This is a genomic window from Methylocella silvestris BL2 (assembly GCF_000021745.1).
Classification (GTDB): domain Bacteria; phylum Pseudomonadota; class Alphaproteobacteria; order Rhizobiales; family Beijerinckiaceae; genus Methylocapsa; species Methylocapsa silvestris.
On record NC_011666.1, the window covers coordinates 1,173,267 to 1,198,679 of the forward strand.

General features: G+C 64.0%; 25 protein-coding genes. 18 read left to right on the forward strand and 7 right to left on the reverse strand.

The features are described from left to right. Nucleotides 1–6: 6 nt before the first annotated feature. From MSIL_RS05590 to MSIL_RS05600, 3 genes are all read right to left on the reverse strand, one after another. A complete protein-coding gene (locus MSIL_RS05590; RefSeq protein WP_012590124.1) occupies nucleotides 7–780 on the reverse strand; it encodes a DUF1499 domain-containing protein in 774 nt (257 codons plus the stop codon). A 100-nt stretch (nucleotides 781–880) separates the two neighbouring features. After that, nucleotides 881–1,855: a DnaJ C-terminal domain-containing protein gene (locus MSIL_RS05595; protein WP_012590125.1), complete on the reverse strand. Its 975-nt coding sequence runs from the start codon at nucleotides 1,853–1,855 to the stop codon at nucleotides 881–883. Nucleotides 1,856–2,026: 171 nt separating this feature from the next. Continuing rightward, nucleotides 2,027–2,536: an RT0821/Lpp0805 family surface protein gene (locus tag MSIL_RS05600; RefSeq protein ID WP_012590126.1), complete on the reverse strand. Its 510-nt coding sequence runs from the start codon at nucleotides 2,534–2,536 to the stop codon at nucleotides 2,027–2,029. Nucleotides 2,537–2,710: 174 nt separating this feature from the next. Here MSIL_RS05600 and pdxH point away from each other — a divergent pair, with 174 nt between their 5' ends. The 5 genes from pdxH to MSIL_RS05625 all read left to right on the forward strand — a co-directional run bounded on the left by pdxH (nucleotide 2,711) and on the right by MSIL_RS05625 (nucleotide 6,594). Continuing rightward, nucleotides 2,711–3,325: a pyridoxamine 5'-phosphate oxidase gene (gene pdxH, locus MSIL_RS05605; RefSeq protein WP_012590127.1), complete on the forward strand. Its 615-nt coding sequence runs from the start codon at nucleotides 2,711–2,713 to the stop codon at nucleotides 3,323–3,325. Continuing rightward, nucleotides 3,322–3,804, forward strand: coding sequence for an NUDIX hydrolase (locus tag MSIL_RS05610; RefSeq protein ID WP_244406221.1), 483 nt, complete (start codon nucleotides 3,322–3,324; stop codon nucleotides 3,802–3,804). Before pdxH ends, MSIL_RS05610 begins: the two co-directional genes overlap by 4 nt. Before the next feature lie 115 nt (nucleotides 3,805–3,919). Beyond that, entirely contained in the window at nucleotides 3,920–4,540 is a 621-nt protein-coding gene (locus MSIL_RS05615) for a TIGR02301 family protein (RefSeq protein WP_049768102.1), read from the forward strand. A gap of 40 nt (nucleotides 4,541–4,580) precedes the next feature. After that, nucleotides 4,581–5,567, forward strand: a complete 987-nt coding sequence (locus tag MSIL_RS05620) for a P1 family peptidase (RefSeq protein WP_012590130.1) — start codon at nucleotides 4,581–4,583, stop codon at nucleotides 5,565–5,567. A gap of 148 nt (nucleotides 5,568–5,715) precedes the next feature. Next, complete coding sequence (locus tag MSIL_RS05625; protein WP_244406222.1) at nucleotides 5,716–6,594, forward strand: c-type cytochrome; 879 nt, start codon at nucleotides 5,716–5,718, stop codon at nucleotides 6,592–6,594. Between the two features lie 124 nt (nucleotides 6,595–6,718). Here the strand turns inward: MSIL_RS05625 and MSIL_RS05630 are convergent, their stop codons facing one another. Then, nucleotides 6,719–8,881, reverse strand: coding sequence for a DNA/RNA non-specific endonuclease (locus MSIL_RS05630; RefSeq protein WP_012590132.1), 2,163 nt, complete (start codon nucleotides 8,879–8,881; stop codon nucleotides 6,719–6,721). Between the two features lie 135 nt (nucleotides 8,882–9,016). Continuing rightward, on the reverse strand, nucleotides 9,017–10,348 hold the full coding sequence (locus tag MSIL_RS05635) for a neprosin family prolyl endopeptidase (protein ID WP_012590133.1): 1,332 nt from the start codon (nucleotides 10,346–10,348) through the stop codon (nucleotides 9,017–9,019). Between the two features lie 407 nt (nucleotides 10,349–10,755). On the opposite strand from MSIL_RS05635, the gene purB reads away from it, so the two are divergent. The 4 genes from purB (at nucleotide 10,756) to MSIL_RS05655 (ending at nucleotide 14,304) form a co-directional block, all read left to right on the forward strand. Then, nucleotides 10,756–12,063 (forward strand): adenylosuccinate lyase, encoded by a 1,308-nt coding sequence (gene purB, locus MSIL_RS05640; RefSeq protein WP_012590134.1) that lies wholly within the window; start codon nucleotides 10,756–10,758, stop codon nucleotides 12,061–12,063. Nucleotides 12,064–12,110: 47 nt separating this feature from the next. Further along, nucleotides 12,111–12,746 carry a hypothetical protein gene (locus MSIL_RS05645; protein WP_012590135.1) on the forward strand — a complete coding sequence of 212 codons (636 nt, stop codon included), beginning with the start codon at nucleotides 12,111–12,113 and terminating at the stop codon, nucleotides 12,744–12,746. A gap of 3 nt (nucleotides 12,747–12,749) precedes the next feature. Continuing rightward, on the forward strand, nucleotides 12,750–13,301 hold the full coding sequence (locus MSIL_RS05650; protein WP_012590136.1) for an RBBP9/YdeN family alpha/beta hydrolase: 552 nt from the start codon (nucleotides 12,750–12,752) through the stop codon (nucleotides 13,299–13,301). Between the two features lie 103 nt (nucleotides 13,302–13,404). Further along, complete coding sequence (locus MSIL_RS05655) at nucleotides 13,405–14,304, forward strand: hypothetical protein (RefSeq protein WP_012590137.1); 900 nt, start codon at nucleotides 13,405–13,407, stop codon at nucleotides 14,302–14,304. A gap of 4 nt (nucleotides 14,305–14,308) precedes the next feature. Here the strand turns inward: MSIL_RS05655 and MSIL_RS05660 are convergent, their stop codons facing one another. Then, nucleotides 14,309–15,637 carry a dihydroorotase gene (locus tag MSIL_RS05660; RefSeq protein WP_012590138.1) on the reverse strand — a complete coding sequence of 443 codons (1,329 nt, stop codon included), beginning with the start codon at nucleotides 15,635–15,637 and terminating at the stop codon, nucleotides 14,309–14,311. Nucleotides 15,638–15,723: 86 nt separating this feature from the next. Here MSIL_RS05660 and ygfZ point away from each other — a divergent pair, with 86 nt between their 5' ends. From ygfZ to MSIL_RS05705, 9 genes are all read left to right on the forward strand, one after another. After that, nucleotides 15,724–16,563: a CAF17-like 4Fe-4S cluster assembly/insertion protein YgfZ gene (ygfZ, locus tag MSIL_RS05665; protein WP_012590139.1), complete on the forward strand. Its 840-nt coding sequence runs from the start codon at nucleotides 15,724–15,726 to the stop codon at nucleotides 16,561–16,563. After that, nucleotides 16,560–17,156: a DNA-3-methyladenine glycosylase I gene (locus tag MSIL_RS05670; RefSeq protein ID WP_012590140.1), complete on the forward strand. Its 597-nt coding sequence runs from the start codon at nucleotides 16,560–16,562 to the stop codon at nucleotides 17,154–17,156. The genes ygfZ and MSIL_RS05670 overlap by 4 nt, the downstream gene beginning before the upstream one ends. After that, a complete protein-coding gene (locus MSIL_RS05675) occupies nucleotides 17,129–17,815 on the forward strand; it encodes a phosphohydrolase (protein ID WP_041367666.1) in 687 nt (228 codons plus the stop codon). Before MSIL_RS05670 ends, MSIL_RS05675 begins: the two co-directional genes overlap by 28 nt. A 113-nt stretch (nucleotides 17,816–17,928) precedes the next feature. Continuing rightward, nucleotides 17,929–18,441 carry a tyrosine phosphatase family protein gene (locus MSIL_RS05680; protein WP_012590142.1) on the forward strand — a complete coding sequence of 171 codons (513 nt, stop codon included), beginning with the start codon at nucleotides 17,929–17,931 and terminating at the stop codon, nucleotides 18,439–18,441. 98 nt (nucleotides 18,442–18,539) lie between these two features. Further along, nucleotides 18,540–18,797, forward strand: coding sequence for an exodeoxyribonuclease VII small subunit (locus tag MSIL_RS05685; protein ID WP_012590143.1), 258 nt, complete (start codon nucleotides 18,540–18,542; stop codon nucleotides 18,795–18,797). A 93-nt stretch (nucleotides 18,798–18,890) separates the two neighbouring features. Further along, entirely contained in the window at nucleotides 18,891–19,418 is a 528-nt protein-coding gene (locus tag MSIL_RS05690) for a cysteine rich repeat-containing protein (protein WP_012590144.1), read from the forward strand. Nucleotides 19,419–19,470: 52 nt separating this feature from the next. Beyond that, nucleotides 19,471–20,160, forward strand: coding sequence for a fumarylacetoacetate hydrolase family protein (locus tag MSIL_RS05695; RefSeq protein WP_012590145.1), 690 nt, complete (start codon nucleotides 19,471–19,473; stop codon nucleotides 20,158–20,160). Nucleotides 20,161–20,451: 291 nt separating this feature from the next. Beyond that, complete coding sequence (locus tag MSIL_RS05700; protein ID WP_012590146.1) at nucleotides 20,452–22,536, forward strand: zinc metalloprotease; 2,085 nt, start codon at nucleotides 20,452–20,454, stop codon at nucleotides 22,534–22,536. 143 nt (nucleotides 22,537–22,679) lie between these two features. Further along, nucleotides 22,680–23,066 carry a hypothetical protein gene (locus tag MSIL_RS05705; protein ID WP_148213031.1) on the forward strand — a complete coding sequence of 129 codons (387 nt, stop codon included), beginning with the start codon at nucleotides 22,680–22,682 and terminating at the stop codon, nucleotides 23,064–23,066. 29 nt (nucleotides 23,067–23,095) lie between these two features. Here the strand turns inward: MSIL_RS05705 and glyS are convergent, their stop codons facing one another. Continuing rightward, on the reverse strand, nucleotides 23,096–25,282 hold the full coding sequence (gene glyS / locus MSIL_RS05710) for a glycine--tRNA ligase subunit beta (RefSeq protein ID WP_041367668.1): 2,187 nt from the start codon (nucleotides 25,280–25,282) through the stop codon (nucleotides 23,096–23,098). Between the last annotated feature and the right edge of the window lie 131 nt (nucleotides 25,283–25,413).

Sequence of the window (25,413 nt, forward strand, 5' to 3'; positions counted from 1 at the left end):
GGCGCCCTATTTCTTGTCGACCTGCGCCTCGAGCGAGGCTTCGAACACTGCGATATTGCGCTGGTTAACGCCGAAGTCGAACGGGCCGAAGCGCGAGGCCGAGCGGATGTCGACGCGCGTCTGGTCGGTCAGGGGGCGCACCCGGATCGTGATGTCGGACGGAAAGCCCAAGATCATGCTGCGGGCGATGGCGTCGATGTGCCCAATCCCCATACGGCCGCCGGGCGGCGTCTGCTCGACGATCTTCCAGCCGCTGGCCGCCACCGCCTTGAGAACGGCGCCATAGGCTTCATTGCCTTCGAGATCGAGCAGGATCGGCAGAATCTTCGGAAAGGCCGCCGCCTGCGCGCGGCGCTTCGCCGCCGGCAGGCTTTGCGGCGCCGCGCCGCCCCGAGCGGCGAGGGCGGCGCGCGAGGTCGAGAATATCGGCGGATCGGCAAGATCGGTCGAAAGGTCGGTCAATCGCGGCAGATGCGCCATCTTGACGATGAGATAGGCCGGATAGGCGACCAGAAGCAGCGCCAGCAGGAGCCCGGCGGTCGCCTGCCCCGCCCCCTGACGGCCGGTGCGCCAGATAATGACAAAGGCCAGCAGCGCGCAAACCACGGCCGCCGCCGCAAGGCCGATCGAGCCGCCGAGAACGGCGAGCGCCGCCGGGGGATCGATCCCGGCCCGCGCCGCGGCGACGCCGATCATCGCGACGGCCACGGCAAAAGCGGCAAGCCGCCGGCTGAGCAGCGCCGATCGCGAAAATGGCTCTTCGAGGATCAGCCGCCGCATGGCGCCCCTGCAGTCTCGCGCGAACCGCCCTGTCGCCAGGCGGCGCGTTTTTCATCGCATGGCCGGCGAGCCCGCCGCAAGAGCGCGGCGGCCGGGAATCCTAGCCAAGGTCGCTGCGCGGATTATACGGCTTCTGGCTTTCCCATTTGCGCATCAGCGCGACAAGCTCCTGATCGGTCTCGTCCGGCAGCACGACGCGCAAGGTTATCAACAGATCGCCCGCCGCGCCCTGAGAATTGGGCAGTCCCTTGCCGCGCAGCCGCAGGGTGCGGCCGCCATTGGAGCCGGGCGGCACGGCGAGCTCCACCGCGCCGTCAAGAGTCGGCGCATTGATCTTGGCGCCGAGAACCGCCTCATAAAGCGTCACCGGCAGATCGAGCCTGAGATCGCGACCCTCGACACGGAGGAAAGGGTGTTTGGCGATTTTGACCGTGACGAGCGCGTCGCCCGGCTCGCCGCCGCCAAGGCTCGGGGCGCCCTGACGCTTCAGGCGGATCTGCTTGCCGTCCTCGATTCCCGCCGGAATGGTGACTTCGAGCGTGCGCCCGCTCGGCAGGGTCACGCGGGCGGCGCCGCCATGCACGGCGTCGCTCAGGCTGACGCTGACGCTTGCCGCAACATCCTCGCCGCGCGGCGGCGGCGCGCCGGCTCCGCGGCCGCCTCGACGCGCCGCTCCGGCGCCGAATAATTCGCTGAAAATATCGCTTGGGTCGGGTCCCGCTCCAGCGCCGGCGCGGCCGCCGCCGAAATTGAACTCGAACCCTTCAAAGCCCGCGCCTGCGCCCGCGTTGGCGCGGCGCCCGCCGCCAAACCCGCCGGCGCCGGCGCCAAAGCCCTCAAAGCCCGGATGACGCGGCTTGCCTTCGGCGTCGATCTCGCCGCGATCGAAGGCGGCGCGCTTTTTTTCGTCGCCGAGGATTTCATAGGCCGTACTGATCTCGGCGAATTTCTCCTTCGCCTTGACCTCTTTGCTTTGATCGGGATGGAATTTTTTGGCGAGCTTGCGGAAAGCCGCCTTGATCTCGGCCGCAGTCGCGCCCTTTGCGACGCCAAGAACAGTATAAGGATCACGCATCGATTGAGCCCACTCCAAACGCTCGCCCAGACCCCGGCGCTGGCGCCCATGTCTCGTTCCGAAAATGGGGAATGTCTTGGCGCCGCGCAAGGCTTGCGCCTTTATTGCCGCGCTTGCGGTCTCGAAGTGTTGCGGCCAGCGTTAAACCGGAGGGAAGCCGGCGCGGCAGGCTCAAGCCTTCTTCGCCGGACGGATCTCCAGGATCCCCCAGTCGCCGTTCTTGTCGGCGCAGGCGACGCCGTCCATTGCGTTCGTCGCGCCTTTGCGCTGCACGTCGGTGCGAAAGGCGCGGCAGATTTTGGCGTCGGACGGATAGGCTTTGCCGAGCGGCGCAAAAGAGCCCTTCGCGCCCGATTCGGGGTTGTCCCAGCCGACCTCCGCGCCATTTCCCTGCGGGTCGAGCGCCGTTGAAAGCGCCGCCTTGGCCCGGCGCCAATCCTCGGCGTCGAGCAGCCGCTCGAGCGGCGAGCTTTCGATCGAGCCGGTGACGTCGTCCTTGGAGCTCGTCAGCGTCGCGATCGGCAGCGAGACGGCGCAGCCGGAAAGGCAGGCGCCGACCAGCATGAGCGGCAGCAGGCGAAAGGCGCTCCCCGCCGGCCCCTCAGGCGCAAGGGAGCCGGGCAAGAGCAGGCCGGAGCGACGAATCCTGGAGAGGGACCATAATTGATGGTAATGGCGCACGAGCCGTCCTGTCACAACTTCAACCGCTCGCAAAAAGTGTTGCCGTCGATCGCGACGATTTTGGAATGACTCAATCCAAAATCATGAATCGTGATCGATTCCGAGAGTTTGGAGCATGATGTCGGTCCGAAGAGTCTACAACTTTTCGGCATCATGCCCTGGGGAGATTTAGCCTTGAACAAGTTAACGGGGGATGACCTTACCGACGCGCTTGAGCCGTTCGATTTGTTCGACGCCTGGTTTGCCGAGGCGCGCAAGGCCGAGTTGAACGATCCGGAGGCGATGGCGCTGGCGAGCGTCGACGCCGATGGGCTTCCGGACGTCCGCATGGTGCTGCTCAAGGAGGCGAGCCCGGCGGGATTTGTATTCTACAGCAACGCGGAAAGCGCGAAGGGGCGCGAGCTTGCGGCAAATCCCAAGGCCGCCGCCGTCATGCATTGGAAATCGCTGCGCCGACAGGTGCGCTTTCGTGGCGCGGCGACGCAGGTCTCAGGCGCCGAAGCCGACGCCTATTTCGCCTCAAGAGCCCGCGAAAGCCGGATCGGCGCCTGGGCGAGCCAGCAGTCGCGGCCGCTCGAAAGCCGCTTCGCGCTTGAAAAAGCCGTCGCCAAATATGCGCTGAGATATGCCGTCGGCGAAATCCCGCGGCCGCCCTATTGGACCGGCTACCGGATCGCGCCGGTGCAGATTGAGTTCTGGTCGGACGGCGCCTTCCGGCTGCATGACCGAATCGTCTTCCGCCGCGATTCAATCGACGCGCCCTGGCGCAAGGAGCGGCTCTACCCGTGAGCGGCAAGTCCATGGGTGAACCCACGCCAGAGGCGGTCCGGCTCTATCCGGCCTATCCCTTTCTCGCCGTCAGCATCGCAGTATTTCGCGCCGGCGAGGTGCTGCTGGCCACCCGCACGCGGCCGCCCTTCGCGGGCGATTTTTCGCTGCCGGGCGGGCTGGTCGAGGCCGGCGAAACGCTTGAAACGGCGGCCCTGCGCGAACTCGCCGAGGAGGTTCAGGTCGAAGCGCGCATCGTCGGCTTCAACCGCCATGTCGAATCGATCGAGCGTGACGAAAGCGGCAAGATCAGGCGCCATTTCGTCATCGCCTCCTTCATCGGCGAATGGATTTCCGGCGAGGGAACGCCGGGCCCGGAAGCCGGCCGGATTCTTTGGGCGGCGCCCGGCGCTCTCGCCCGCCTCGCCTGCACGCCGCTGACGGCGGAGGTCGTCGAGGGCGCCGCCGCCAAATATCTTCCCGGCGTGGCGCCGCGCTGACGCGCGCGCCTTTTCAAAGCCGCGCAAACATGGCTAGAGTTTCGGCATGCCATCGCGAGCCGGCCGGGACATGACGCTTAGCAGCAGGAGACCGCAAATCGGGACGGCGCCTTCTTTGGCTGCGGCGCTTGTCCTTGCGGCGGCGCTTGCGCTGCTTCCGGCCGCCTCGCCGTCGGCGGGCGCGCAAGAGGCCCAGCAAAACGGCCTCCCCTTTCCAATGCCTTGGTTCGCGCCGCCCGCGCCTGCGCCCGCTCCCGCGCCGGCCAAGGCGCCAAAGCACACAAGACCCGCGCCGAAACCGAAGCGAGAGGCCAAGCCCGCCGCCGCGCCCAAGACCGAAACCGCGAAGGGCGCGCCCGCCCCGACTGAGGCTGGCAAAGCCGCGAACGCCAAAGCCGATCCGGCCGCCCCCGCAACGGCGACGCCCGAAGCGCCGCCGCCGCCCTATGAGCCGCAGGTCCTGCGGCTCGCCGAAATTCTCGGCGCGCTCGCCTATCTCGACGATCTCTGCGGCGCCAAGGACGATTGGCGCAAGAAGATGCAGGATTTTCTCGAGGCTGAAGCCCGGAGCGAGGACCGCAAGGAGCGGCTCGCCGGGGCGTTCAACCGCAGCTTCCATGATTATGAGCAATCCTATCAAGCCTGCTCGCCCAATGCGCAGATCGTCATCAGCCGCTTTCTGAGCGAAGGCGGCAAGCTCGCGCGCGATGTCGCGAACCGCTTCAGCGCCTCCTGATCCCGCCTCTTTTTATTCCCGCCCCGCAGCAGACCCGCCTGTGAAAAACCTGATCACCGATGTGGCCGGCCTTCGCGTCGGCAACGCCCAAGACCCAAGGATCGCCTCCGGCGTCACGACGGTTTTGTTCGAGGCCCCGGCCGTTGCCTCGATCGCGATCCACGGCGGCGCGCCCGGCGGACGCGACACGGCTTTGCTCGAACCCGGCATGACGGTCGAGAGCGTCAATGCGCTCGTGCTGTCCGGCGGCTCTGTTTACGGCCTCGATTCGATGGGCGGCGTCACCGCCTTTTTGCGCGCGCAGGGTCAGGGCTTTTCAGTCGGCGCGATCAAGGTGCCCATCGCCCCCGGCGCCGTGCTGTTCGATCTCCTCAATGGCGGCGACAAGGATTTTGGCGGCGAGCCGATCTATTGGCGGCTCGGATTTGAAGCCGCCGCCGTGGCGGGGCTGGATTTTTCGCTCGGCACGGCGGGCGCCGGCTATGGCGCGACCACCGCGGATCTCAAGGGCGGCCTCGGCTCGGCGAGCGCGCAGAGCGCTTCGGGATTTACCGTCGGCGCGCTTGTCGCCGTCAATGCGGTCGGCCGGGCGACCATCGGCGAGGGGCCGCATTTCTGGGCGGCGCCCTATGAGCGCGAAGCGGAATTTGGCAGGCTCGGCTGGCCTGCCCTCTGGCCGAGTCCGGATTTCAAAATCAAGAGCGTCGAGCCGCAGAATACGACCATCGCGATCGTCGCCACCGACGCGGCGCTGACAAGGTCCGAGGCCAAGCGCCTCGCCGTGATGGCGCAGGACGGCATGGCGCGCGCGCTGCGCCCAGCCCATGCGGCGATGGACGGCGATACGGTTTTTTCGGCGGCGACCGGGCTCGCGTCCAAACCCGCCACATTGACCGACAAGATCGAGATCGGCGCGCTCGCCGCCGATTGCCTGGCGCGGGCCATCGCCCGCGCGGTTTATGAGGCGCGGGCGCTGCCTTTCGCGGCGAGCCCGCCAGATTGGCGCAAGCGTTTCGGCAAAAGTTAGATTCGTTCCTACGGGGGGTTTTTAGATGGCCGCATCTTTTGCAAGGCGCGTCTGCGCGTGCGCAGGCGTCTTATGCGCGCTTGCGGCTCTGGCGATTGGCGCCGCAGGGGGCGCCCGCGCGCAAAACGCCGTCTGGCGCGTCCCGGATATGAGGGCCCTGCCGGACGATGCGCATGGCAGGCTTGTCCGGCTGGGCCGCGAAATCGTGACGCAAACGCCGGCGCTGATTGGGCCCGGCGCTCCCGATCCGGCGCAACGCTTCGCCGGCAACAATCTGGCCTGCGCCGATTGCCACCTCGAGGCCGGAACAAAGAAATTCGGCCTACCGCTGTTTGGCCTGATCGCCGACTTCCCTGCCTACAGCGAGCGGCGCGGCGTCGAGATTTCGCTTCCCCAGCGGATCGACTCCTGTTTGACCCGCAGCCTCAATGGACGCGCCGCGCCGGCGGATTCGCCAGCGATTGCCGCGCTTGTCGCCTATCTGGATTTTCTCTCCTCCGGCATGACCCCGGGCGAGCAACTCGCGGGCCATGGCTCCGGCGCGATCCCGGAACTGGATCGCGCGGCCGACCCGAAGCGCGGAGAGCCGATCTACGCCACGATTTGCGCCGCCTGCCACCGCGCCGACGGGGCCGGCGTGCCGCGCGATCCGGGCGCCTTGAGCCTTGGCTATGCCGTTCCGCCGCTTTGGGGCGCGGACAGTTTTAACGACGGCGCGGGCATGGCGCGGCTGATCACAATGGCGAATTTCGCCCATTCGAACATGCCGGGGGGCGCCGATTATCTGAACCCGAAACTATCCGTCGAGGAGGCCTGGGACGTTGCCGCTTTCGTCGAATCGCAGCAGCGGCCGCAAAAGCCCGGCCTCGACCATGATTTTCCCGATCTCATCGAAAAGCCGATCGACGCGCCCTATGGCCCCTACGCCGACGGTTTTAGCGCGGAGCAGCATAAATACGGGCCGTTCGCGCCGATCCGAGCGGAGATCGCGCGGCTGAAAGCAGAGCGGGGAGCGAACGCCCAATAGGGTTGGCATTTCGCCAGGGCGCTAGATTTGCGCCACGGCGAAACCAAGCGTGTCGTCAAGGCGTCCGCTGAGGCGCGCGATGGTCGCGCGATCACGGGGCGCTGGATGCGAACGGCTTACCCGCCTAGCGCACCTTGATCTGTGCGAAGCTCGTCAGCACGCGCTGGGCTTCGCCAACATGAGGCAGGCCGCCGGCGGCCGTATCATAGGGAGCGAGCGCGTCGAGACGGAGCCCGCTGCGGCTGGCGACATCCGCGACGGTTGTCCGGAATTGGGTCACCTTCGCCCGCGTGGTCTCGTCCGGCTGCCCGCCGCCGCGGCGCATGATCGAAAGCAGATCAGTCTGGTCGACAACAAGCGCGACCGCCTTCAGGCCGCCTTTTCCTTTCCAGACCACGATCTTCCAGAAGGCGTTCGGGACTTCAACGTCGTCCGCGTAAAGCGGCTGCGGAGCGTCATACAACGGGCCCTGGAGCACGCTGAGGCGCTTGTCGAATCCGGTCTCCCACAGGCCCTGCTCCAGAACATACCGCTCGACGCCCTGCCAGAACTCGATCGACTCGTTGAACTTCCAATGCTGCGGCGAACAGTTCGTGAAGTGAAACGTGTCGGCGTTGGCGCGAGCAGCGTTTGGACCCCAGGTCGGATCGTTGCGCCGCGTTAGATGCCCACGATCGAAAATGTGGCTCCATCCGCTGTAGAAATCATTTGTGAGTGTCAGGGGTTCATTGATGCGGGTGTCCTTGTACCAGACGTCCCCTTCGGCTCTGGGCTGCTCCTCGGCGGGTTGGCCGGTCTTGCGGTCGATCTCTATATAGGTTTCGCCATCGATGTTGGTCGCGGTCAGGATCGCGATGCGGCGCACCTTGTGCATGACGACGCTGAAATTCTCATAGATCAGCTCGCCCGAGAGGCGCCCTTCGGCCGGCTCTAGCAGGGCTGCGATCTTCTTTTTCAGGGGATCAACTATCGTGGCGAGATCGATGTCGAGTCCAGGCACAAATGTCGGATCGAAGCCATTACGGTTTGCATAATCGCGATCGATGCGCTTGGCTTCCGCAAGCGCGCGAGGCGCGGGCGCGAGGGCGCGTTCCGCAGCGCCGCCAGGCGACAGCGACGAAACGCTCGCTGGCGTCCCGATGCGGATCGTGATTTCAAGCGGGAGAACGATCGTCGCTTCAGATGCAGGAATGGGCATGGCGGGCGCCTCTTTTGAAACGAGGATCGGATCCGGAGATGGCGGCGCCTTACGGCTGCCGGATGCGGCGGCGGCCTCCGCTGGAGATGCGGCATCGTCCGTTTGTCGGGGACGCGGCGTGAGTTTCTTTTCCGTAGGCGCATCTGTCTTCCAGAGCACGAGCGCCTGTTCGAGCAGTTCGCGCCCCCGTCCGGCCAGACCCGCCACCTTTGCGCTGAGATCGTCGTAGATGCTGCTGATCCGGATGCCCTCATTTACGCTGCGCGTCTTTGATCCGCTGGGCAGGACAACATCTTCGTTCGCCTCGCCGTAATGATGAAGAGCAACAACATCCCAGAGATCGTTGAAGACCGGCGAACCGGACGAGCCATCAAGCGTGTCGGTCTCGTAGAACAGCCGGCCGTCATTGTCGTCGCGCGCAACGATCAGGTTGTTACGCAGAACGACGATCTTCTTACGGCCTTCCGGATGTTGAACAATATTCGCGTTGATGCCAAGTTGATGGCGATCCGGCGTCCGGCTCAGCGGACAAAAGCCAAAATCAGCGAGGGCGCCAGCGCCGCGGACGCGCGCGCCGACCGCGATAAGCGCATAATCGAGCTGGGCTTCTTCCGAGGCCAGGAACAGAGTGTCGGGATCGAGCGCGAACGCCGTCGCCGGACGGATCTCGCCACGCTCGTCCAGTTCGTCATCAAAGAGGATCTGCGTCAGGGTCGCATCGGCCGCATCCTTGACGACGTGCTGATTGGTCAAGAACAGGTCGGCGCTTATCAGGAACCCTGTGGCTGTGCGCGACTCGCCAGAAGACTCAAGGATTGTGCGTGCCACCGCACGCCGGGCCTTGGCGCCGTCGGGAAGAAAGGCGGCCGGCTGGAAGTCGTTCGTGCCACGGCTCGCCTCGGCGTGACCCGCCTCCCGATCGATACGCGCCGCATAGGCGACGGCCCGAGTATTGTCGGGTTCGGCGCCGCGCCAATCGCCGGATGCGACCTTCGCGCGGCTCTTCATCCGCTCGTCGGATGTCGCAGCGATCCGCTCGCGGATCTGAGTCACTGTGTCAGCGCGCAGACCCGCACTGTCCAATGCCACGCCGACCTCCCCAGGATCGCCAGACGTCCAACTGCCCAAGCGTACTTTGTCAATTTTACGCAACAATTTCGTGACGGGCCCAATCATCGGCCACGCGTCAAACGGCTTTCGGCGGGTCGATCGGTGGCCGGATCGTCACCGCTTTCCGCCGGGCCCACCGAAGAAGAGCGTCGAGAAGTTGGGAGAGTTGAGATAGCTGAAAGAGCCCGTATAGGCCCAGGGCCAGTCCTGCGAGACCGTCAGATTCGCGGGAACATTCGCCCCCGCCGGAGGGAAGTAGTAGATGTCGCTCTGATAGGCGGCCTTGCCGAAGCCAAGGCTCGCAAATTTGCCGCTGCCCATGGGAGGCCAGCTTTTCGTCCCGACGACTTCGCCGCCATAGTCGATTTCCTGCGCGCCGACGCTCATCGCGCCCCCTTTATAGAGCGTGGCCGGGTAATAGCCGATCGCGTTCGCAGCGGCCGTGCCGTTCACATAGAGCCACCATCTGCCTTGAAACAGGAAATAGCTGAGCTCGAGAACGACCTGCTTTTTCGGCGAGGTGCTCCATGGCTTGAGCGCGCCGCCGACCGCCCAGGAATTGTTGGTCTGAACGAAGGCGGCGCAGGTCAGATTGTAGCAGCCGGTGTTGGTGTAGCCGTCGGCCGTCCAATAGATAAAAAAGACCGGCTTGGGGGTATTGTAAAACTTCGGATAGACCTGCCAGCCCGTCTCGGCGGTTTGCAGTCCGGCCCCGTTGCCGCCGACATACCAGTGTTGCGACAGGGAAAAGATCTGGCTTGCGGCGACTGCCGGCTTCCACAAATTCAGCAGACTGTGGCCGCCCACATTGTTCACTTCCTGGTAGGCGTGCGCATAGCGATGCGTCGCCGGCACCGGCGCTTGACGGTTTGCCGCGCGCTGCGGCAAACCGGCGCCGTCGGGGCTCTTGCGAAAAAACTCCTGCAGGCTGGCAAAGCGGCCGATCTGCTCGGGCGTGACGCGCGCCATCGGGATCGCACCCTCTGCGCAGGCCATGGCGTTGCCGAACCGGTCGGTCTCGGCGGCGCTGAGATTGGTCGCCTTCGCCTGCCCGTCAGCCGACGCAGCGCGCGAGATGCCTTTCGGGATATCGGGGGGCGTCGGCAGCGGCTCTTTGGAGCCCTGCAGCGCCGGCTGCTGCATGATCGGAATACAGTCGAATGCCGTGTCATTGGCGTCGACGAAGCTATGTTTCACAGCTTTCGCGTCGACGCTCGCATAGAGCGAAGCGAGATAGGATTGCGCTTGCGTCGGCGCGGAGCGGGCCGACGCGACGGCAGGCGTCGTGCTTGCTGCTGCGCCGGTTTGCGAAGCGGCGATCCCGCCGATGAATTCAGCGAAGGGTTGCAGACTTTGCGGCGCTTGAGGAGCATCTTCGGCCATCACCGCCAGCGGCGAATAAAAAACCGACGCAACGGCAAGCGCCGTGATCCGAACCATCTGCATAAACACCCTCCCGCAAGTCTTGATTGAGATCGAAAAATAGTCTTCGGCGCCCTGCGCGAGGAACCAGCTTATCGTCGTTCTATGAAGCCTATTGGCGTGCGACAAGCGCGATTGCGCACATACGGGGCAGAGATTGAACTGGGCGACGCCGGCTTTTACAGGACGCCAGCGCTGCTAACTCACGATTTACGTTGAAAATCAGCGCCTAGGAGCACGTTCTCCGCGTCCCGCGAGCTCATCTCGGGGATCCGCCCGCCCGAGCGGCGCGCCGCGCTTCGGGCATGATTTCGGCGGCCAGGAATATGGCCCCTTTCGGAAACGACCTCTGATCCTAACTAGCGGCGCGCTCGCCGGCTTTGCCTTGTCCGACGCAGCCGTGCTACGCACCCCCGAAAGGAAGACCGCCGATGATCCCCCGTTATTCCCGCCCTGAAATGGTCGCCGTCTGGGACGCGCAGACGCGATTCCGCATCTGGTTCGAGATCGAGGCCTATGCCTGCGACGCGCTCGCCGAGATCGGCGTCATCCCCAAGGAGGCCGCCGCGGCAATCTGGAAAAAGGCCGGCGGGGCTAAATTCGACGTCGCGCGCATCGACGAAATCGAGAAAGTGACGAAGCATGACGTCATCGCCTTTTTGACCCATCTTGGCGAATTCATCGGCCCCGAATCGCGCTTCGTCCATCAGGGCATGACGTCCTCCGACGTGCTCGACACCTGCCTTTCGGTGCAGCTGAAGCGGGCCGCCGATATCCTCATTGCGGACGTCGACGCCCTGCTCGCCGCGCTGAGGCGGCGCGCCTTCGAGCATAAGTTCACGCCGACGATCGGGCGCTCGCATGGCATCCATGCCGAGCCGATGACGTTCGGGCTGAAGCTCGCCCAGGCCTATGCCGAATTTTTGCGCGCCAAGGAGCGGCTGATCCATGCGCGCAAGGAAATTGCAACCTGCGCCATCTCGGGGGCGGTCGGCACCTTCGCCAATATCGATCCGCGGGTCGAAATCTACGTCGCCGAAAAGCTGGGACTTGCCGTCGAGCCGGCCTCGACGCAGATCATTCCGCGCGATCGTCACGCCATGTTCTTTGCGACCCTCGCCGTCGTCGCCTCCTCGCTGGAGCGGCTCGCGATCGAGATCCGGCATTTGCAGCGCACCGAAGTGCTGGAGGTCGAGGAATTTTTTTCGGAGGGGCAAAAGGGCTCCTCCGCGATGCCGCACAAGCGCAACCCGGTGCTGACCGAGAATGTAACCGGCCTCTCCCGCCTCATACGCGGCATGGCGCTGCCGGCGATGGAGAATGTCGCGCTCTGGCATGAACGCGATATTTCCCATTCCTCCGTCGAGCGGATGATCGGCCCCGACGCCACGATCACGCTCGACTTTGCGCTGGCGCGCATGACCGGCGTCATCGACCGGCTGCTGATCTATCCCGCCAATATGCAGAAGAATCTGGACCGGCTCGGCGGCCTCATCCATTCGCAGCGCGTGCTGCTGGCGCTGACCCAGAAAGGGATCAGCCGCGAGGAGTCCTATGCCTATGTCCAGCGCAACGCCATGCCGGTCTGGCGCGGCGAAGGCGATTTCCTGACGCTGCTCAAGGCGGATCCAGACGTCTCGAAGGCGCTTAGCGACGCCGAACTCGAACAGCTATTCGATCTCGGCTATCATCTGAAAAACGTCGACGTGATTTTTGCGCGCGTCTTCGGCGAGGGTTGAACCAGCCAAGGCTGGCCGCCCGCAGCCCAAAAACTGAAAGAGAGCCCATGCTTGCAACCAATCGCCTTGAAGCCTCGATCGCCGCTGTCGTCGCGGACGCAAACCTTCACGCGCGCTGGCTCAACACCTTCTCCTATCTCGAATATGTCGGCTTCCGCAAAATCGTGAAAAGCCAGCGCGCTGAGGCGCTGACGGCCGAGATCCTGACCCATGCGCTTGAGGAAGGCCGCCATGCGCTGGGCCTCAAGAAGCTCGCGCTCAAGGTCGGCGGCGACGCCTTCGCGGCCTATGCGCCCGAAACCATGCTCTGCGGCGAGGAGGCGGAGGATTATTTCCAGAGCCTCGACAAAGGCTGCGACGAGGTTTTTGCCGCGCTCCCCGACGCCGAACGGGCAAAGCTCGTCTATTGCTATGTGACCTGGCTGATCGAGCGCCGCGCGCTTGACGTCTACGGCGTCTACAAGACCGCGCTCGGGGCCTCGCCGATTGCGGGACGCATCGCCGGCCTCCTGATGGAGGAGGAAAAGCACCTCTCCGACATCAACGCCGAGATCGCCGCGAACGACCCCGAATTCGCAACGCGCGCGCCAAAACTCGAGGCGATGGAGGCCAAGCTTTACGAGACCTTCATCGACCGGCTGGTCGCCGAACTGTCGCGGTCGCCCGCCGCGGCCAGCGCTTAACCCATGCGCACGTCGGAGGCGGATATTCTGCTCGTCCCCGGTCTTGGCGGCTCGGGGCCGGATCACTGGCAAAGCCGCTGGGACGCCAAGCTGCCGACCTCGCGGATCGTCCAGCAGGATGATTTCGACCGGCCGCAGCTCGAAGCCTGGCGCGCGCGCCTCATCGAGGAGATTCAGCGCGCCGAACGCCCCGTGATCCTCGTCGCGCATAGTCTTGGCGCGCTCGCCGTCGCCCATTCGGCCGAACAATTGCGCGGGCTGCCGGTCAAGGGCGCATTTCTGGTGGCGCCGCCTTCTTCCGAAAGCGTCGCCGCCCTCCCCTCGGTCGACGCCGCCTTTGCCGCCGATCCGCTCGAAAAGCTGCCGTTTCCGGCGCTGGTCATCGCCAGCCGCGATGATCTTTACGGCGGGTTCGAGGACGCCGAGCGGCTCGCCAATACGCTTGGCGCAGAACTCGTCGACGCCGGCAATTCGGGCCATATCAATGCCGAGTCGGGACATGGCCCGTGGCCCGAAGGGCTGATGCGCTTTGCCGGATTCATGAAGACGCTGTAGCGCGGCCCAAGCTGCAAGCGCGCACTCCGCTTCGTGCCTTTCGTCACGGCAAAGTGAGCGCCCCAGCGCCATGGTGGAAAACAACCCGCCATGGAGCTCAACAATGACCGACATCGACTCGGCCAAGAGACGATTGCTGACGCAATTCGGCGTCGACCAGATGACCAACAATCCGGCCGGCATCGGCAATGAATGCACGCATTGGGTCTATGCCGCGCTGTTCGAGGCGCGCGCGCTCGATCATGATCGCGCGCTTCATATCGCCCAAGGCGCCGTTCCCTACACCTGGGGCAAGCATGTGCCGCCGGCCTCCGCGCAGCGCGGCGACATTGCGCAGTTCCACAGCTTCCAGAACCGCTTCTTCATCTATCTGCCGGACGGAGCCGGCGGCTGGCGCGTGCAGACCGCGACAAAAATCCGCGGCCCGAACCACACCGGCATGGTGTTCACGGCGCCGCGCTCGGGCGCCTATTATCAGCTTGAATCGCACATTCACCAATCGGGCGTGCCGCTGATGAAGATTCGCGGCGCGACGATCTTTTATGAGAGCTTCGCGGTGGGCCTGTCGACCTCGGATTTCCAGAGCGTGCAGGGATCGCAAGCGTGGCCGAAAGGCATTGCGCCAAGCGACACCGACGATCTACTCGAACGCGTCGACTGGACGGGGCTGCGCGCCGATCATGAAATCACCAACGGACAGGCCGAGCACGCAATCGCACAGATTCGGCACAACAAGACGCCAACCGTCGACGGAACGGATCAGGCTGTGATCTTTCGCGTGCAGTCCGCCGGCCATCTGCGCTTCTATTGCCCGCAGGCCAGCGCCGCCCGGCTGGCCATGACGCCCGACCAGCTGCAGAAGGAAAAGGCCGACCTCATTCACCGCCTGATTGTCGGCGGTCGCAAGGGCCACAGCCCGACCGAAGATCAATATGGCGGCGACAACAAGAAGCAGCGTCTGCACGACCACCGCTTCGACTGGAGTTTTACGCCGGCGCCTTAGGGCGCTAACCCAGCGCCTGCCAGAAGCGGACCGCCTCGCCCGTCGCGGGCGCGGCGATCTCGCCCTCCCACATCACGCGCGCGCCGCGCACGATGGTTCCGACCGGCCAGCCTGTGACATGCTTGCCGTCATAGGGCGTCCAGCCGCAGCGCGAGCCGATCCAGCGATCCTCGATCACCGCCTCGCGTTTCAAATCAACAATCGTGAAATCGGCGTCATAGCCGACGGCGATGCGACCTTTTCCCGCAATCCCAAACAACCGCGCCGGCCCGGCGCTGGTCAGATCGACGAAGCGTTCGATCGTAAGGCGCCCGGCCGCCACATGGTCGAGCATGATCGGCACGAGAGTCTGCACCCCGGTCATGCCGGACGGGCTCTGCGGATAGGGTTTTGCTTTTTCCTCCAGCGTATGCGGCGCATGGTCCGAGCCCAAAATATCGGCGACGCTTTCTGCGACCCCCCGCCAGATTGTCTCGCGATGGCGCTTGTCGCGCACCGGCGGATTCATCTGCAGTTTTGTCCCGAGCCGGGCGTAATCATCCGCCGACAGCGTCAGATGATGCGGCGTCACTTCGACGCTGGCGAGATCCTTGTGGCCCGCCAGAAACTCAATCTCCTCGCCGGTCGAGACATGCAGCACATGAACCAGCGCGCCGCAGCTCCGTGCGATGCGGATCAGCCGCTGCGTCGATTTCAACGCGGCGATCTCATCGCGCCAGACCGGATGCGAGGCGGGATCGTTTTCGACGCGCAGATGCTTGCGCTCGTTGAGGCGCGGCTCGTCCTCGCTGTGGAACGCCGCGCGCCGCCGGGTCTGGCGCAGGATCGCCTCAACGCCGGCGTCATCCTCGACCAGTAGCGAGCCGGTCGATGAGCCCATGAAGACCTTGATGCCGGCCGCGCCCGGCAGGCGCTCCAGCTCGGGGATCTGATCGACATTATCGGCCGTGCCGCCGACCCAGAAAGCGAAGTCGCAATGCATCCGATGATGCGCGCGCGAAACCTTGTCGGCGAGAGCCTCGGCGCTTGTGGTCAGCGGATTGGTGTTCGGCATTTCAAACACAGCAGTGACGCCGCCGAGCACGGCCGCGCGCGAGCCGGTCTCGAGATCTTCCTTATGCGTCAGGCCCGGCTCGCGAAAATGGACCTGCGTGTCGATGACGCCGGGCAGGATGGTCAGGCCCGAAACTTCGATGGTCTCGGCGGCGGAGGCGCCGCCCAGCTGCCCGATCGCCGCAATCTTGCCGGCCGTGACGCCAATGTCGCGCAGGCCGACGCCATTATGATCGACGACCGCGCCGCCCCTCAGGAGGAGATCAAATGTTTGCGGCATCCGTTCATCCGTGGTTAGAAAATTGAAAGGCGGCGGCGACGGCGACACTTAAGCGTCGGGTCCGTCCCCTGTCGAGGTTCAAGCCAATGGAAAGTCGTTTAAGTTTTCTCGCCGACCGCGGCGTCGTCAGGGTTTTGGGGGCGGAAGCCGAAAAATTCCTGCAAAGGCTCATCACCAACAGCGTTCTCGCCATCGCTCCCGGCGAAAGCCGCTTTTCCGCGCTGCTTTCGCCTCAGGGCAAGCTGATGTTCGATTTTTTCGTGGTGCCGCTGCCTGAAGGACCGGAGGCCGGATATTATTTCGATTGCGTGCGGGCGCAGGCCCCGGACCTCGTGAAGCGGCTCAACCTGCATAAGATGCGCGCCAAGATCAGCATCGAGGACCTTTCAGAAACGCTTGGCGTCGCGGCGCTGATCGCAGGCGAGGCGCCCTCGGGAATCGGCGCCCTCGTCTATCGCGACATGCGCGCGCCCGGCATGGGAGAGCGCGTCATAGCGTCGCGCGAGGCGCTGGAGCGGATCTCCGACAGCGATGAATCCGCCTATGAGGCCCGCCGCATCGCCGCCGGGGTCCCGCGCGGCGGGCGCGATTTCGTCTATGGCGACGCCTTCGTGCAGGACGTCAATCTCGACTGGCTGAATGGCGTCGACTTCAAGAAGGGATGCTACGTCGGCCAGGAAGTCGTGGCGCGCGTGCATTACCGCAAGTCGGCCAAGAAGCGGATCGTCAAATTCAGCTTTGAGGGGGAGCCGCCGGCGCCCGGCGTCGAGATCGCCGCGGGCGGCCCGCCGCTCGGCCAGGTCGGCTCGATTTCGGGCTCGGAAGGCCTCGCCATGATCCGGCTCGACCGGCTCGAGGACGCCAAGGCGGCGGGCGCTGTCGTCAAGGCGGGCGAGACGCCGATCGCGGTCGCAGCGCCGGAATGAGCAAGGGCGCCGACGCTTTAAGTCGCTGTCCTTGGCCGGGCTCCGATCCGCTGTATGTCGCCTATCACGACGAAGAATGGGGCGTTCCCGAATATGACAGCCGCGCCCTGTTCGAAAAGCTGATTCTCGACGGCTTTCAGGCCGGCCTCTCCTGGATCACCATCCTGCGCAAGCGGGAAGCGTTTCGCGAGGCGTTCGCGGGGTTCGACCCCGAAAAAATCGCCCGCTTCTCGCCCGCCAAGGTCGAGGCGCTGATGCAGAACGCCGGGATCGTGCGCAATCGCGCCAAGATTTTGGCGGCGGTCGCTTCCGCCAAGGCCTGGATCAGCATCGAGGAAAAGAGCAGCTTTTCGACCTATATCTGGGATTTCGTCGATGGCGCTCCCGTGCAGAACAGATTTGCTTCGATGGGGGAAATCCCCGCTCAGACCGCCCTCTCGGCGCGCATGGCGAAGGATCTGCGCGCCAGGGGCTTCAATTTCTGCGGCCCGACCATCATCTACGCCTTCTGTCAGGCCTGCGGCCTTGTCAATGATCACCTTTCAACCTGCTGGCGACACAAGGAATGCGCCGCACTCGCCCGCAAACCATGAAGTCCGGCGCGCCGCCGCAAAGCGACGCCGAGGGTCCAGCCCCGACCAGAGCCTGGGTCAGGCTCTATTCCGGCAAGCGGCTCGATCTTCTCAATCCGACGCCCTTTGACTGGGAGGACAGCGATCTCGCCACGGGACTCGCCCGCACCTATCGCTGGGGCGGACATTCGGCCTGGGATCTGCCGCTCTCCGTCGCGCAGCACTCCCTGCTGGTGCTGGCGCTGCGCCGGGCGTGGCATCCCGCCATCGACGACCCGCGCGCGGACCTTCGCGAATTGCTGCATGACGCCGACGAGGGACTGCTCGGCTTCGACTGTATTTCGGTCGTCAAGCCTTTCCTCGGCGAGCGCTATCGCCGGCTCACCGAAAGCCTGGAGCGCGCCGTCGCTTTGCGCTACGGCCTTGCGCCCTGGACGGAAGCCGAGAAAAAGCCGCACAAGCGGGCGGATCGCGTCGCCGCGGCCTCGGAGGCGGTGCATGTCGTCGGCTGGACCCATCGCGAAGTGCGCGCGACCCTCGGCATCGCGCATCAGCCGCTGACCGAGGATCCGCTGATCGCAATCTATGGCGGCGTCCCGTGGGAGCCATGGTCGCCGGCGCTGGCGGCCGAACGCTTTCTCACCGAGTTGCGCGCCTTGAGTTTGCGGCTGGAGCCATGAACTTTTCCGTTGCATCGCCGTTGGATTTAGCTGAGTTTTATATTGCGTTGCGGCATTCAAATCGATGCAACGCGGCGCGGCCCGCTTTCCCGCGCTTTCAAGGAATGGGACCTATGAGCCGCCTCCACGTCTGTTCGCTTGCGAAGGTGCCCGATATGGCGCGGGAGACAGGCGCGCGCAGCCTCATCACGCTGCTGGATAGCGGCACGCCGGTCGCGCGTCCCGCGACGATCGAGGCCGGCCGGCACCTCTATGTCTCCATGTCCGACATCGTGCTGGAGATCGAGGGCCATATTCTTCCCTGCGAAGACCATGTTACGACGCTGCTCGATTTTATCCGCCAATGGGACCGCGCCGAGCCGATGCTGATCCACTGCTATGCCGGGGTCAGCCGCTCGACGGCGGCGGCCTTTATCGCCGCCTGCGCCTTGAGCCCCGAACGCGATGAATTCGAGATCGCCACGATCTTGCGCCATAAATCGCCGACGGCGACGCCAAATGCGCGGCTGGTCGCGCTCGCCGACGCTTTTTTGCTGCGCGACGGACGCATGACGGCGGCGATCGAAAAAATCGGCCGCGGCGCCGATTGTTACGAAGGCGTGCCCTTCGCGCTGGAGCTTCATTAGCCAAGGCCGCCGAAGTCCGCTTTTTGACCGTGCGGCTTTGAGCGGCGACCGTTCGTGCTAATGTCCCGCAGCAAAATCAGGCAAAGATCGAGAGACGCATGGCGGCGGAGCCCATCAAGAATCAGGATGTTGCGAGCCTGCCTTTCGAAGCCGCCCTCGCTGAGCTCGAAAAGATCGTCGACCAGCTCGAAAAAGGCGCCGTCGGTCTTGAAGAGTCGATCGCCATCTATGAGCGCGGCGAGGCGTTGAAGGCGCATTGCGCGCGTCTGCTGACGAGCGCGGAGCAACGGATCGAGAAGATCACCCTCGGCCCCGATGGCCGCCCTTCCGGAACCGAGCCGCTCGACGTCGAATAGGGCTCGCGGCCTTACGGCGCTCGCGGCGCGGCACGCCCATTGCGCCCGCGCAGGGGCGCGGGCATTCTGCGCCGGCTCTGGGAGGAGGCTGCGATGATTCGAACGGCTGCGGGCGGCGCGATCCGCCGTTACGGCGCTTTCACGATCGGATTTCTTTTGCTCGCCGCCCCCGCGCGCGCCGAGCCGACGCAGGCCGAAATCGGCGCCATCCGCGCCGCATGCTCCAGCGACTATCGTGCCCATTGCGCCGATGTCCCGCCCGGCGGATCGGCGGCGCTCGCCTGCCTGCGCCAAAACCTCGCGTCTCTTTCCCCCGGCTGTCAGAGCGCGGTCAACGCGACAAGCTCCGCGCCGCCGTCCGGCGCAGCGGCCGAGGCCCCGGCGGCGGCGTCAACCGCGCCCCCAGCGACGACCGCCGCGCCCCAGCCGGCGCATGAGTCCTTCCGGCATTTGAGCTTCCGCGAAGAATTCGCGGTGATCGGAGCCGAATGCGCGCCCGACTATCGCGCGCTTTGCCGCGGCGTGCCGCCGGGCGAAGGCCGCGTCGTCGCTTGTCTACACAACAACGCCGCCGGCCTGTCCAAGGGCTGCAAAGCCGCCCTGATGGAGGCGCGTCCCTAACGCGTTGCCCCCGCTACGCGCCAGCCATCGGCCACCTTCGGAGATCCCTTCCATGGGCGACTATATTTTCGATCCTCCCGCCGTCGTCGCGCTTGCTGTTGTCTCGGGCGGGTTGTTTCCGGTGCGCCGCATTTTTTGCGTTGGCCAGAACTATTCCGAGCACGCGCGGGAGATGGGCAGCAACCCCGACGTCGATCCGCCGTTTTTCTTCACCAAACCCGCCGACGCCCTGATGCCCGATGGCGCGGCGATCCCCTACCCGCCTGCGACCGCCGATCTGCAGCATGAGGTCGAACTCGTCGTCGCTTTCTCGGGCGGCGGCCGGGACATCCCCGCCGAGCGCGCCAACGATTTGATCTTCGGCTATGCGGTCGGCCTCGACATGACGCGGCGCGACCTCCAGGCAGCGGCCAAGGCGAAAGGCCGTCCCTGGGATATGTCGAAAGCTTTCGATCATTCGGCGCCCTGCGGCGCGCTGACGCGAAAGGCCGACATCGGAACGCTGACCTCGGGCGCCATCGAATGTAAGGTGAATGGCGTCACGCGCCAATCGGCTGACCTTTCCGACATGATCTGGAACGTCCCGCAGATCGTGCAATTCCTGTCGGGATTGGTCGAAATCCGGCCGGGCGACCTCATTTTTACCGGCACGCCCGCGGGCGTCGGACCAGTCTTGAAGGGCGACGATATCGAGGCGACGATCGCCGGGCTGACGCCGCTGACGGTCCGGATCAAAGAATAGCGCGGCCGATCATGGATGTAGGCGATCCAACGCAACCGTCTGCGCGCGCCGGTTGTGATCGAGGAGACAGTCGCACTCCACAATACTTATGGCGCCGCAGCAAACGCGCCGCGTTTGTGACGCCGCGACAAAATATTTCCGCCGCCTCCCCATCAGCCATTGCCTCGGACAAGCAACAGTGACAGGTTGCGCTATCGTCCGTTACATGATGGGTGTGGTGTTGGACTCAACAATATCAATCTAATGTTTTCATTATTCAATAATCGATAATTTTTCTCACGGTGCAATGACATGAAAAAAATGGCTCTTTCCGGCGCTGTATTTTTGGCGGGCGGCCTGTCGTTACTTGGGGCAAACTCTCTCCTTGCCGCCGAAATCCCGGGGACTGTTCCAAAGACCCTGCCTCGACCTTCCACGGTCGCGCCGGATGCGAATAATGCGGCGCTCGCCGCATCGGGCCTCAAGGGATTTTATGAGAAATATGGCAAGTATCAGGTTTCGGCCGCGGCGGCCGGAAGCAACAACGTCAGCCACGTCGCAACTGTAACGAAACCCAGCAGGGACGCCGTTGTCGACAAGGCCTTTGTGATGGCCGCCTCGAATAATTTTGTGCCTATCGCCAATGGCGACATCACCATCGACGGCAATTCCATCACCTGGATCGAAGCCGTAACGAACGATATCATTGGATTTCCAAGCTACTTCAATAACGTTCGCGCCGATGTCACGGCGTTCGTAAAGCCGAAGTTGGACGCGGCGGCGCCAGGCGGCGTTGGTTTTACTTTTTCCGAAATCCGGAACAACGCAAATATTGACGGCGAGGTCCTCGTGGTCGTCTTCAAGGCGCCCTCGACAAAAGGTTCGCGGACGATTTCATTACTGTTCGGCGGCCAGAAATTGTCCGGCGACCGCTTCGAACTTGTGCTCGCAAATGCGATCGACCCGAAAAAGGCCGGCGTCGTCGCCAATATGGGCCTTGGAATCTCATACAGTTTCCAATCCAACGGCATCCAACAATATAGTTCGATCGACGTGAATGGAAAGCGCCTGTCGACCGCCGCCGGCGGAGAGGACGACGGCAAGCCGTTCAACGGCGCGTTGATTACCGTCGGAGGGGTTGGCGACGCGATCGACAATCCTGCCAACCCCCTGGCGACGCCCACCAACCCGCGCAGCGACGACGAGCTTTATTCCTTGCTCCCCTATCTCAAAAAGACCGACAAGATTATCCGGATCGACACGAAAAACCCCTCGAACGACGACAATATCTTCTTCGCTTATTTCGACCTTTCGGCCAACGCCAGCGTCAACAAGGATACCGACGAAGACGGACTGCTCGACGCCTGGGAGCTCTATGGATATGACGCCGACGGCGACGGCAAAATCGATGTCGACCTTCCCAAGCTCGGCGCCAATTATAAGAAGAAGGATATCTTCATCGGCTACGCCTGGATGAATGCGGGGCCGGCGGAAGGAGCGTCACATCAGCCCTCGGCGGCCGTGCTCACGGCGGTGCAGAAGGCCTTCGCCGCCGCTCCCGTCTCAAATCCCGGCGGGTCCAAAGGCATTGCCGTCCATTTCGTCAGCAAAGGCGCCGTCCCTCACAAGGATAATCTGGATCCGGTGTGGACCGATTTTGACACGATCATGGATCCGCTGTTCACCAGCGCAGAACGTCATGTCTTTCATCGCCTGTTGTGCGCCCATAAATACAGCGGCGGGACCAGCAGCGGGCTTTCGCGCGGCATCCCGGAGAGCGATTTCATCGAGACTCTGGGCGGGTGGGGCTCCAACCCGGGGACGTTCAAAGAGCAGGCTGGCACCATCATGCATGAACTTGGGCACAATCTTGGCCTGCGTCATGGCGGCGTCGATCACGAGAACTACAAGCCCAATCATTTGAGCGTCATGAACTACAATTATCAGGTCAATTGGCTGTCCAAGTCCGGCAAGGATCTTTTGGATTATGAGCGCTTCGACCTCGGTGCCCTGGACGAGAACAAGCTGAAAGAAAAGAACGGCCTTGGCAGCCCCTTGGTCGCAGCCTACGGCTTGCGCTGGTTCAGTGGCGGCATCTCAAAAATAAAGGCCAACGGCGCCAACAAGAATGTCGACTGGAATGCGAATGGCGGGATCGACAACAATGACGTTGCGGTCGACCTCAACAATTCCGGCGCAAAGAGCGTCCTCAACGCAAATTTTATCGAGTGGAATGAAATTGTCTTCGACGGCGGCGCCATCGGCGACGGCGCCAACGCCACGCCAAGCGCCGCCAGAGCGCGTAAATCCAACATCATCACGAAGCCGCAGGATCTTCAGGAGTTGACCTATGAAGAGTTCGTCAGAAAACAGGCGAACCCTGTCCTGGTGAAATGATTGAAGGATCGCAAGGACGCGACGGCCTCCTTGCGGTCGACATCGTTGGAGCGCCAAAAACATTGGCTGAATTGTCGTTTGGAAAAAGCTCCACTCGAAAAAAGCGACGTGGCGAAGTGTTGATCGGGCTGCAGCTTATCGCCATGGCGATTGTATTAACGTCTACGGGCGATGCGCGCGGCGAGGAGCCAAGCGCATCCGGCGGCGGCATCACCTATGAGGAGCAATTGCGCTTTACGCCGCCGGCGCCGCTTCGGCCGACAGCTTCGCGGAAGGGGTCAGGATTCCTGATCTGCTGGTCCCCGCCGCAGCCTCTTAAGGAGCATGTCTCAGCTTATGACCCCGCGGTGGTCCGCTATCGCGTCTATGCGCTCGACGCCAATCACAACCGCATCGCGATCGGCGAAACGGAGCGCGCTTGTTTCCTCGACGAGAGGCCCGCGGCGACGACCGTGATGTATGCAATCACCGCTATTCAACGCTCCGGTCATGAAAGCGCGCTTTCCGCCGATGCGGTCGTCCCTCCCTAAGGAATGGTCAGCGGGAGCAAATCGAGGAACTATCCTGCGATCAGCGAGAAATCGGCGACGCCGTTGACGGCGCGACGCAGTTCGGCCAGTAGGCGCAGGCGGTTCAGCCGTAGCGCGGGATCGGGCGCGTTGACCGTCACTTTTTCGAAGAAGGCGTCGACCGGCGCGCGAAGCTGCGCCAGCGCCTTCATCGCGGCCTCGAAATCCTCATCGCGGATCGCCGCCGACCAGCGCGGCTCGGCGCCTTTGGGGTCGAGCACGTTGGCGAGCGCCAGTTCTTCAGGCTCGCGCAACGACGCCGGCGAGAAGGGCAGTTCATAAGAGGCCGCCTCCTCCGCTCCGAACTTCTTCTCCTCGGCGCGCAGAATATTGGCGGCGCGGCGGTAGCCGCCGAGCAGATTCGCGCCATCCTCAGCGCTAAGAAAAGCGCCGAGCGCCTCGACGCGGCGCAGGATCAGCGTCAGATCGTCCTGACCCGGCAAGGCGAAGACAGCGTCGATCAGATCATGTCGCGCCCCGCGCTCGCGCAGATAGACTTTTAGGCGGTCCGCGAAGAAACCCAGCAGATCGGCCGGTACCGTATCGGGGCCGACCTGGCCGGTCATGGCAGCGCTATCGCCACCCCCTCCCCGCGCCCGTTCCAGGTGAAGCTTACGCAGGTCGTCGTCCACAATCTTCTTGTGGAGCGCAAGAATGTCCAGGAGCCGCAGGCGCAGCCGGTTCTCAAGGACGATTGCAACGACGCCAAGCGCCGCCCGGCGCAGCGCATAAGGGTCCTTGCTGCCGGTCGGCTTTTCGTCGATCGCCCAAAAGCCCGCCAAAATATCAATCTTGTCGGCGAGCGCGACAGCAATCGTGACCGGCGCGGCCGGGATGCGGTCGCCCGGCCCCTGCGGCTTGTAATGATCGCCGATCGCCTCGGCGACTTCCGGCGCCTCCCCCTGCGCCGCGGCGTAATAGCGCCCCATCAGCCCCTGCAGCTCGGGAAATTCGCCGACCATTTCAGAGGGAAGATCGGCTTTCGCCAGCAGCGCCGCGCGGGCGGCAAGCTCAGGGTCCGCGCCGACCTGCGGCGCGATCAGGCGCGCCAGAGCCTCCAGCCTTCTCACCCGCTCGCGCTGCGTCCCGAGCTTTTCGTGAAACGTCACAGCTTCGAGCTTCTGCAGCCGGTCTTCAAGCCTGACCTTGAGATCGGTCTCCCAGAAAAACTTGGCGTCGGACAGGCGCGCGCGCACCACACGGGCGTTGCCGGCGGCGATCGCCGCCCCGCCATCCGGCGCGTCGATATTGGCGACCAGCGCGAATTGATTGGCGAGCTTTCCGCTTTCCGCGTCATTCAGCACGAAGCATTTCTGATTGGCGCGGATGGTGGCGCGGATAACTTCCGGCGGAATGTCCAAAAAAACCGCGTCAAACTCGCCGGTCAGCACGACCGGCCATTCGACGAGGCCGGAGACTTCCTCAAGCAGCGCCGCGTCCTCGATGAGTTCCAATCCTTGCGCAAAGGCGAGGTCGCGCAGATCGTGCAGGATGATGTCTCGCCGACGCGTGGGGTCCAGCACCACCTTGGCCTTTTCGAGCGCCGGCGCGTAATCATCAAAGCGCCTGACTTTGATCGGCCCCGGCGCCATGAAGCGATGGCCGAAGGTCACGTCGGAGGCTTCAATGCCGCCGACTGAAAAGGGCACGATCTCGGGGTCTTCCGTTTCCGGCCCAAACGTCGCGATAATCGCATGCAGCGGGCGCACCCAGCGCAGCGCCTCGGGGCTGACCGAAGCCGCGCCCCAACGCATCGATTTCGGCCAGGGAAAGCGCTTGATGACGGCCGGGAGGATTTCGGCGAGAACGTCGAGCGTCGGCTGCCCCTTGCGCTCGACGACGGCGAGATAGAATTCGGTCTTCTTCTTCGGATCGACCTCGATCTTCGCCTCCGCCAGCGAGGCGAGGCCGGCGCTTTTCAAAAAACCCTGCACCGCCGCCTCGGGCGAGCCGACGCGCGGACCTTTCTTTTCCTCGCGCAGATCGGGCTGGCGCGCCGGCAGGCCGGCGACGTGCAGCGCGAGCCGGCGCGGCGTCGCAAAAGCGGCGGCGCCTTCGCAGCTGAGGCCTTTTTCCGCCAGAGCTTCGGTCACGAGACGCTTCAGATCATCGGCCGCTTGCGCCTGCATGCGGGCGGGAATTTCTTCGGAAAACAATTCGAGAAGAAGATCGGGCATGGGCTCAAAGGGTTTCGCCCGGCGCATGGGCTCTCATGGCGTTTCAGACAGCCTCTAAGGGCTGGCGCGCCTCGCGCCAAGGAAAAACTGAATGTGACCGCGCCCAAGCCGGACCCCGCGCAGCGCATGGG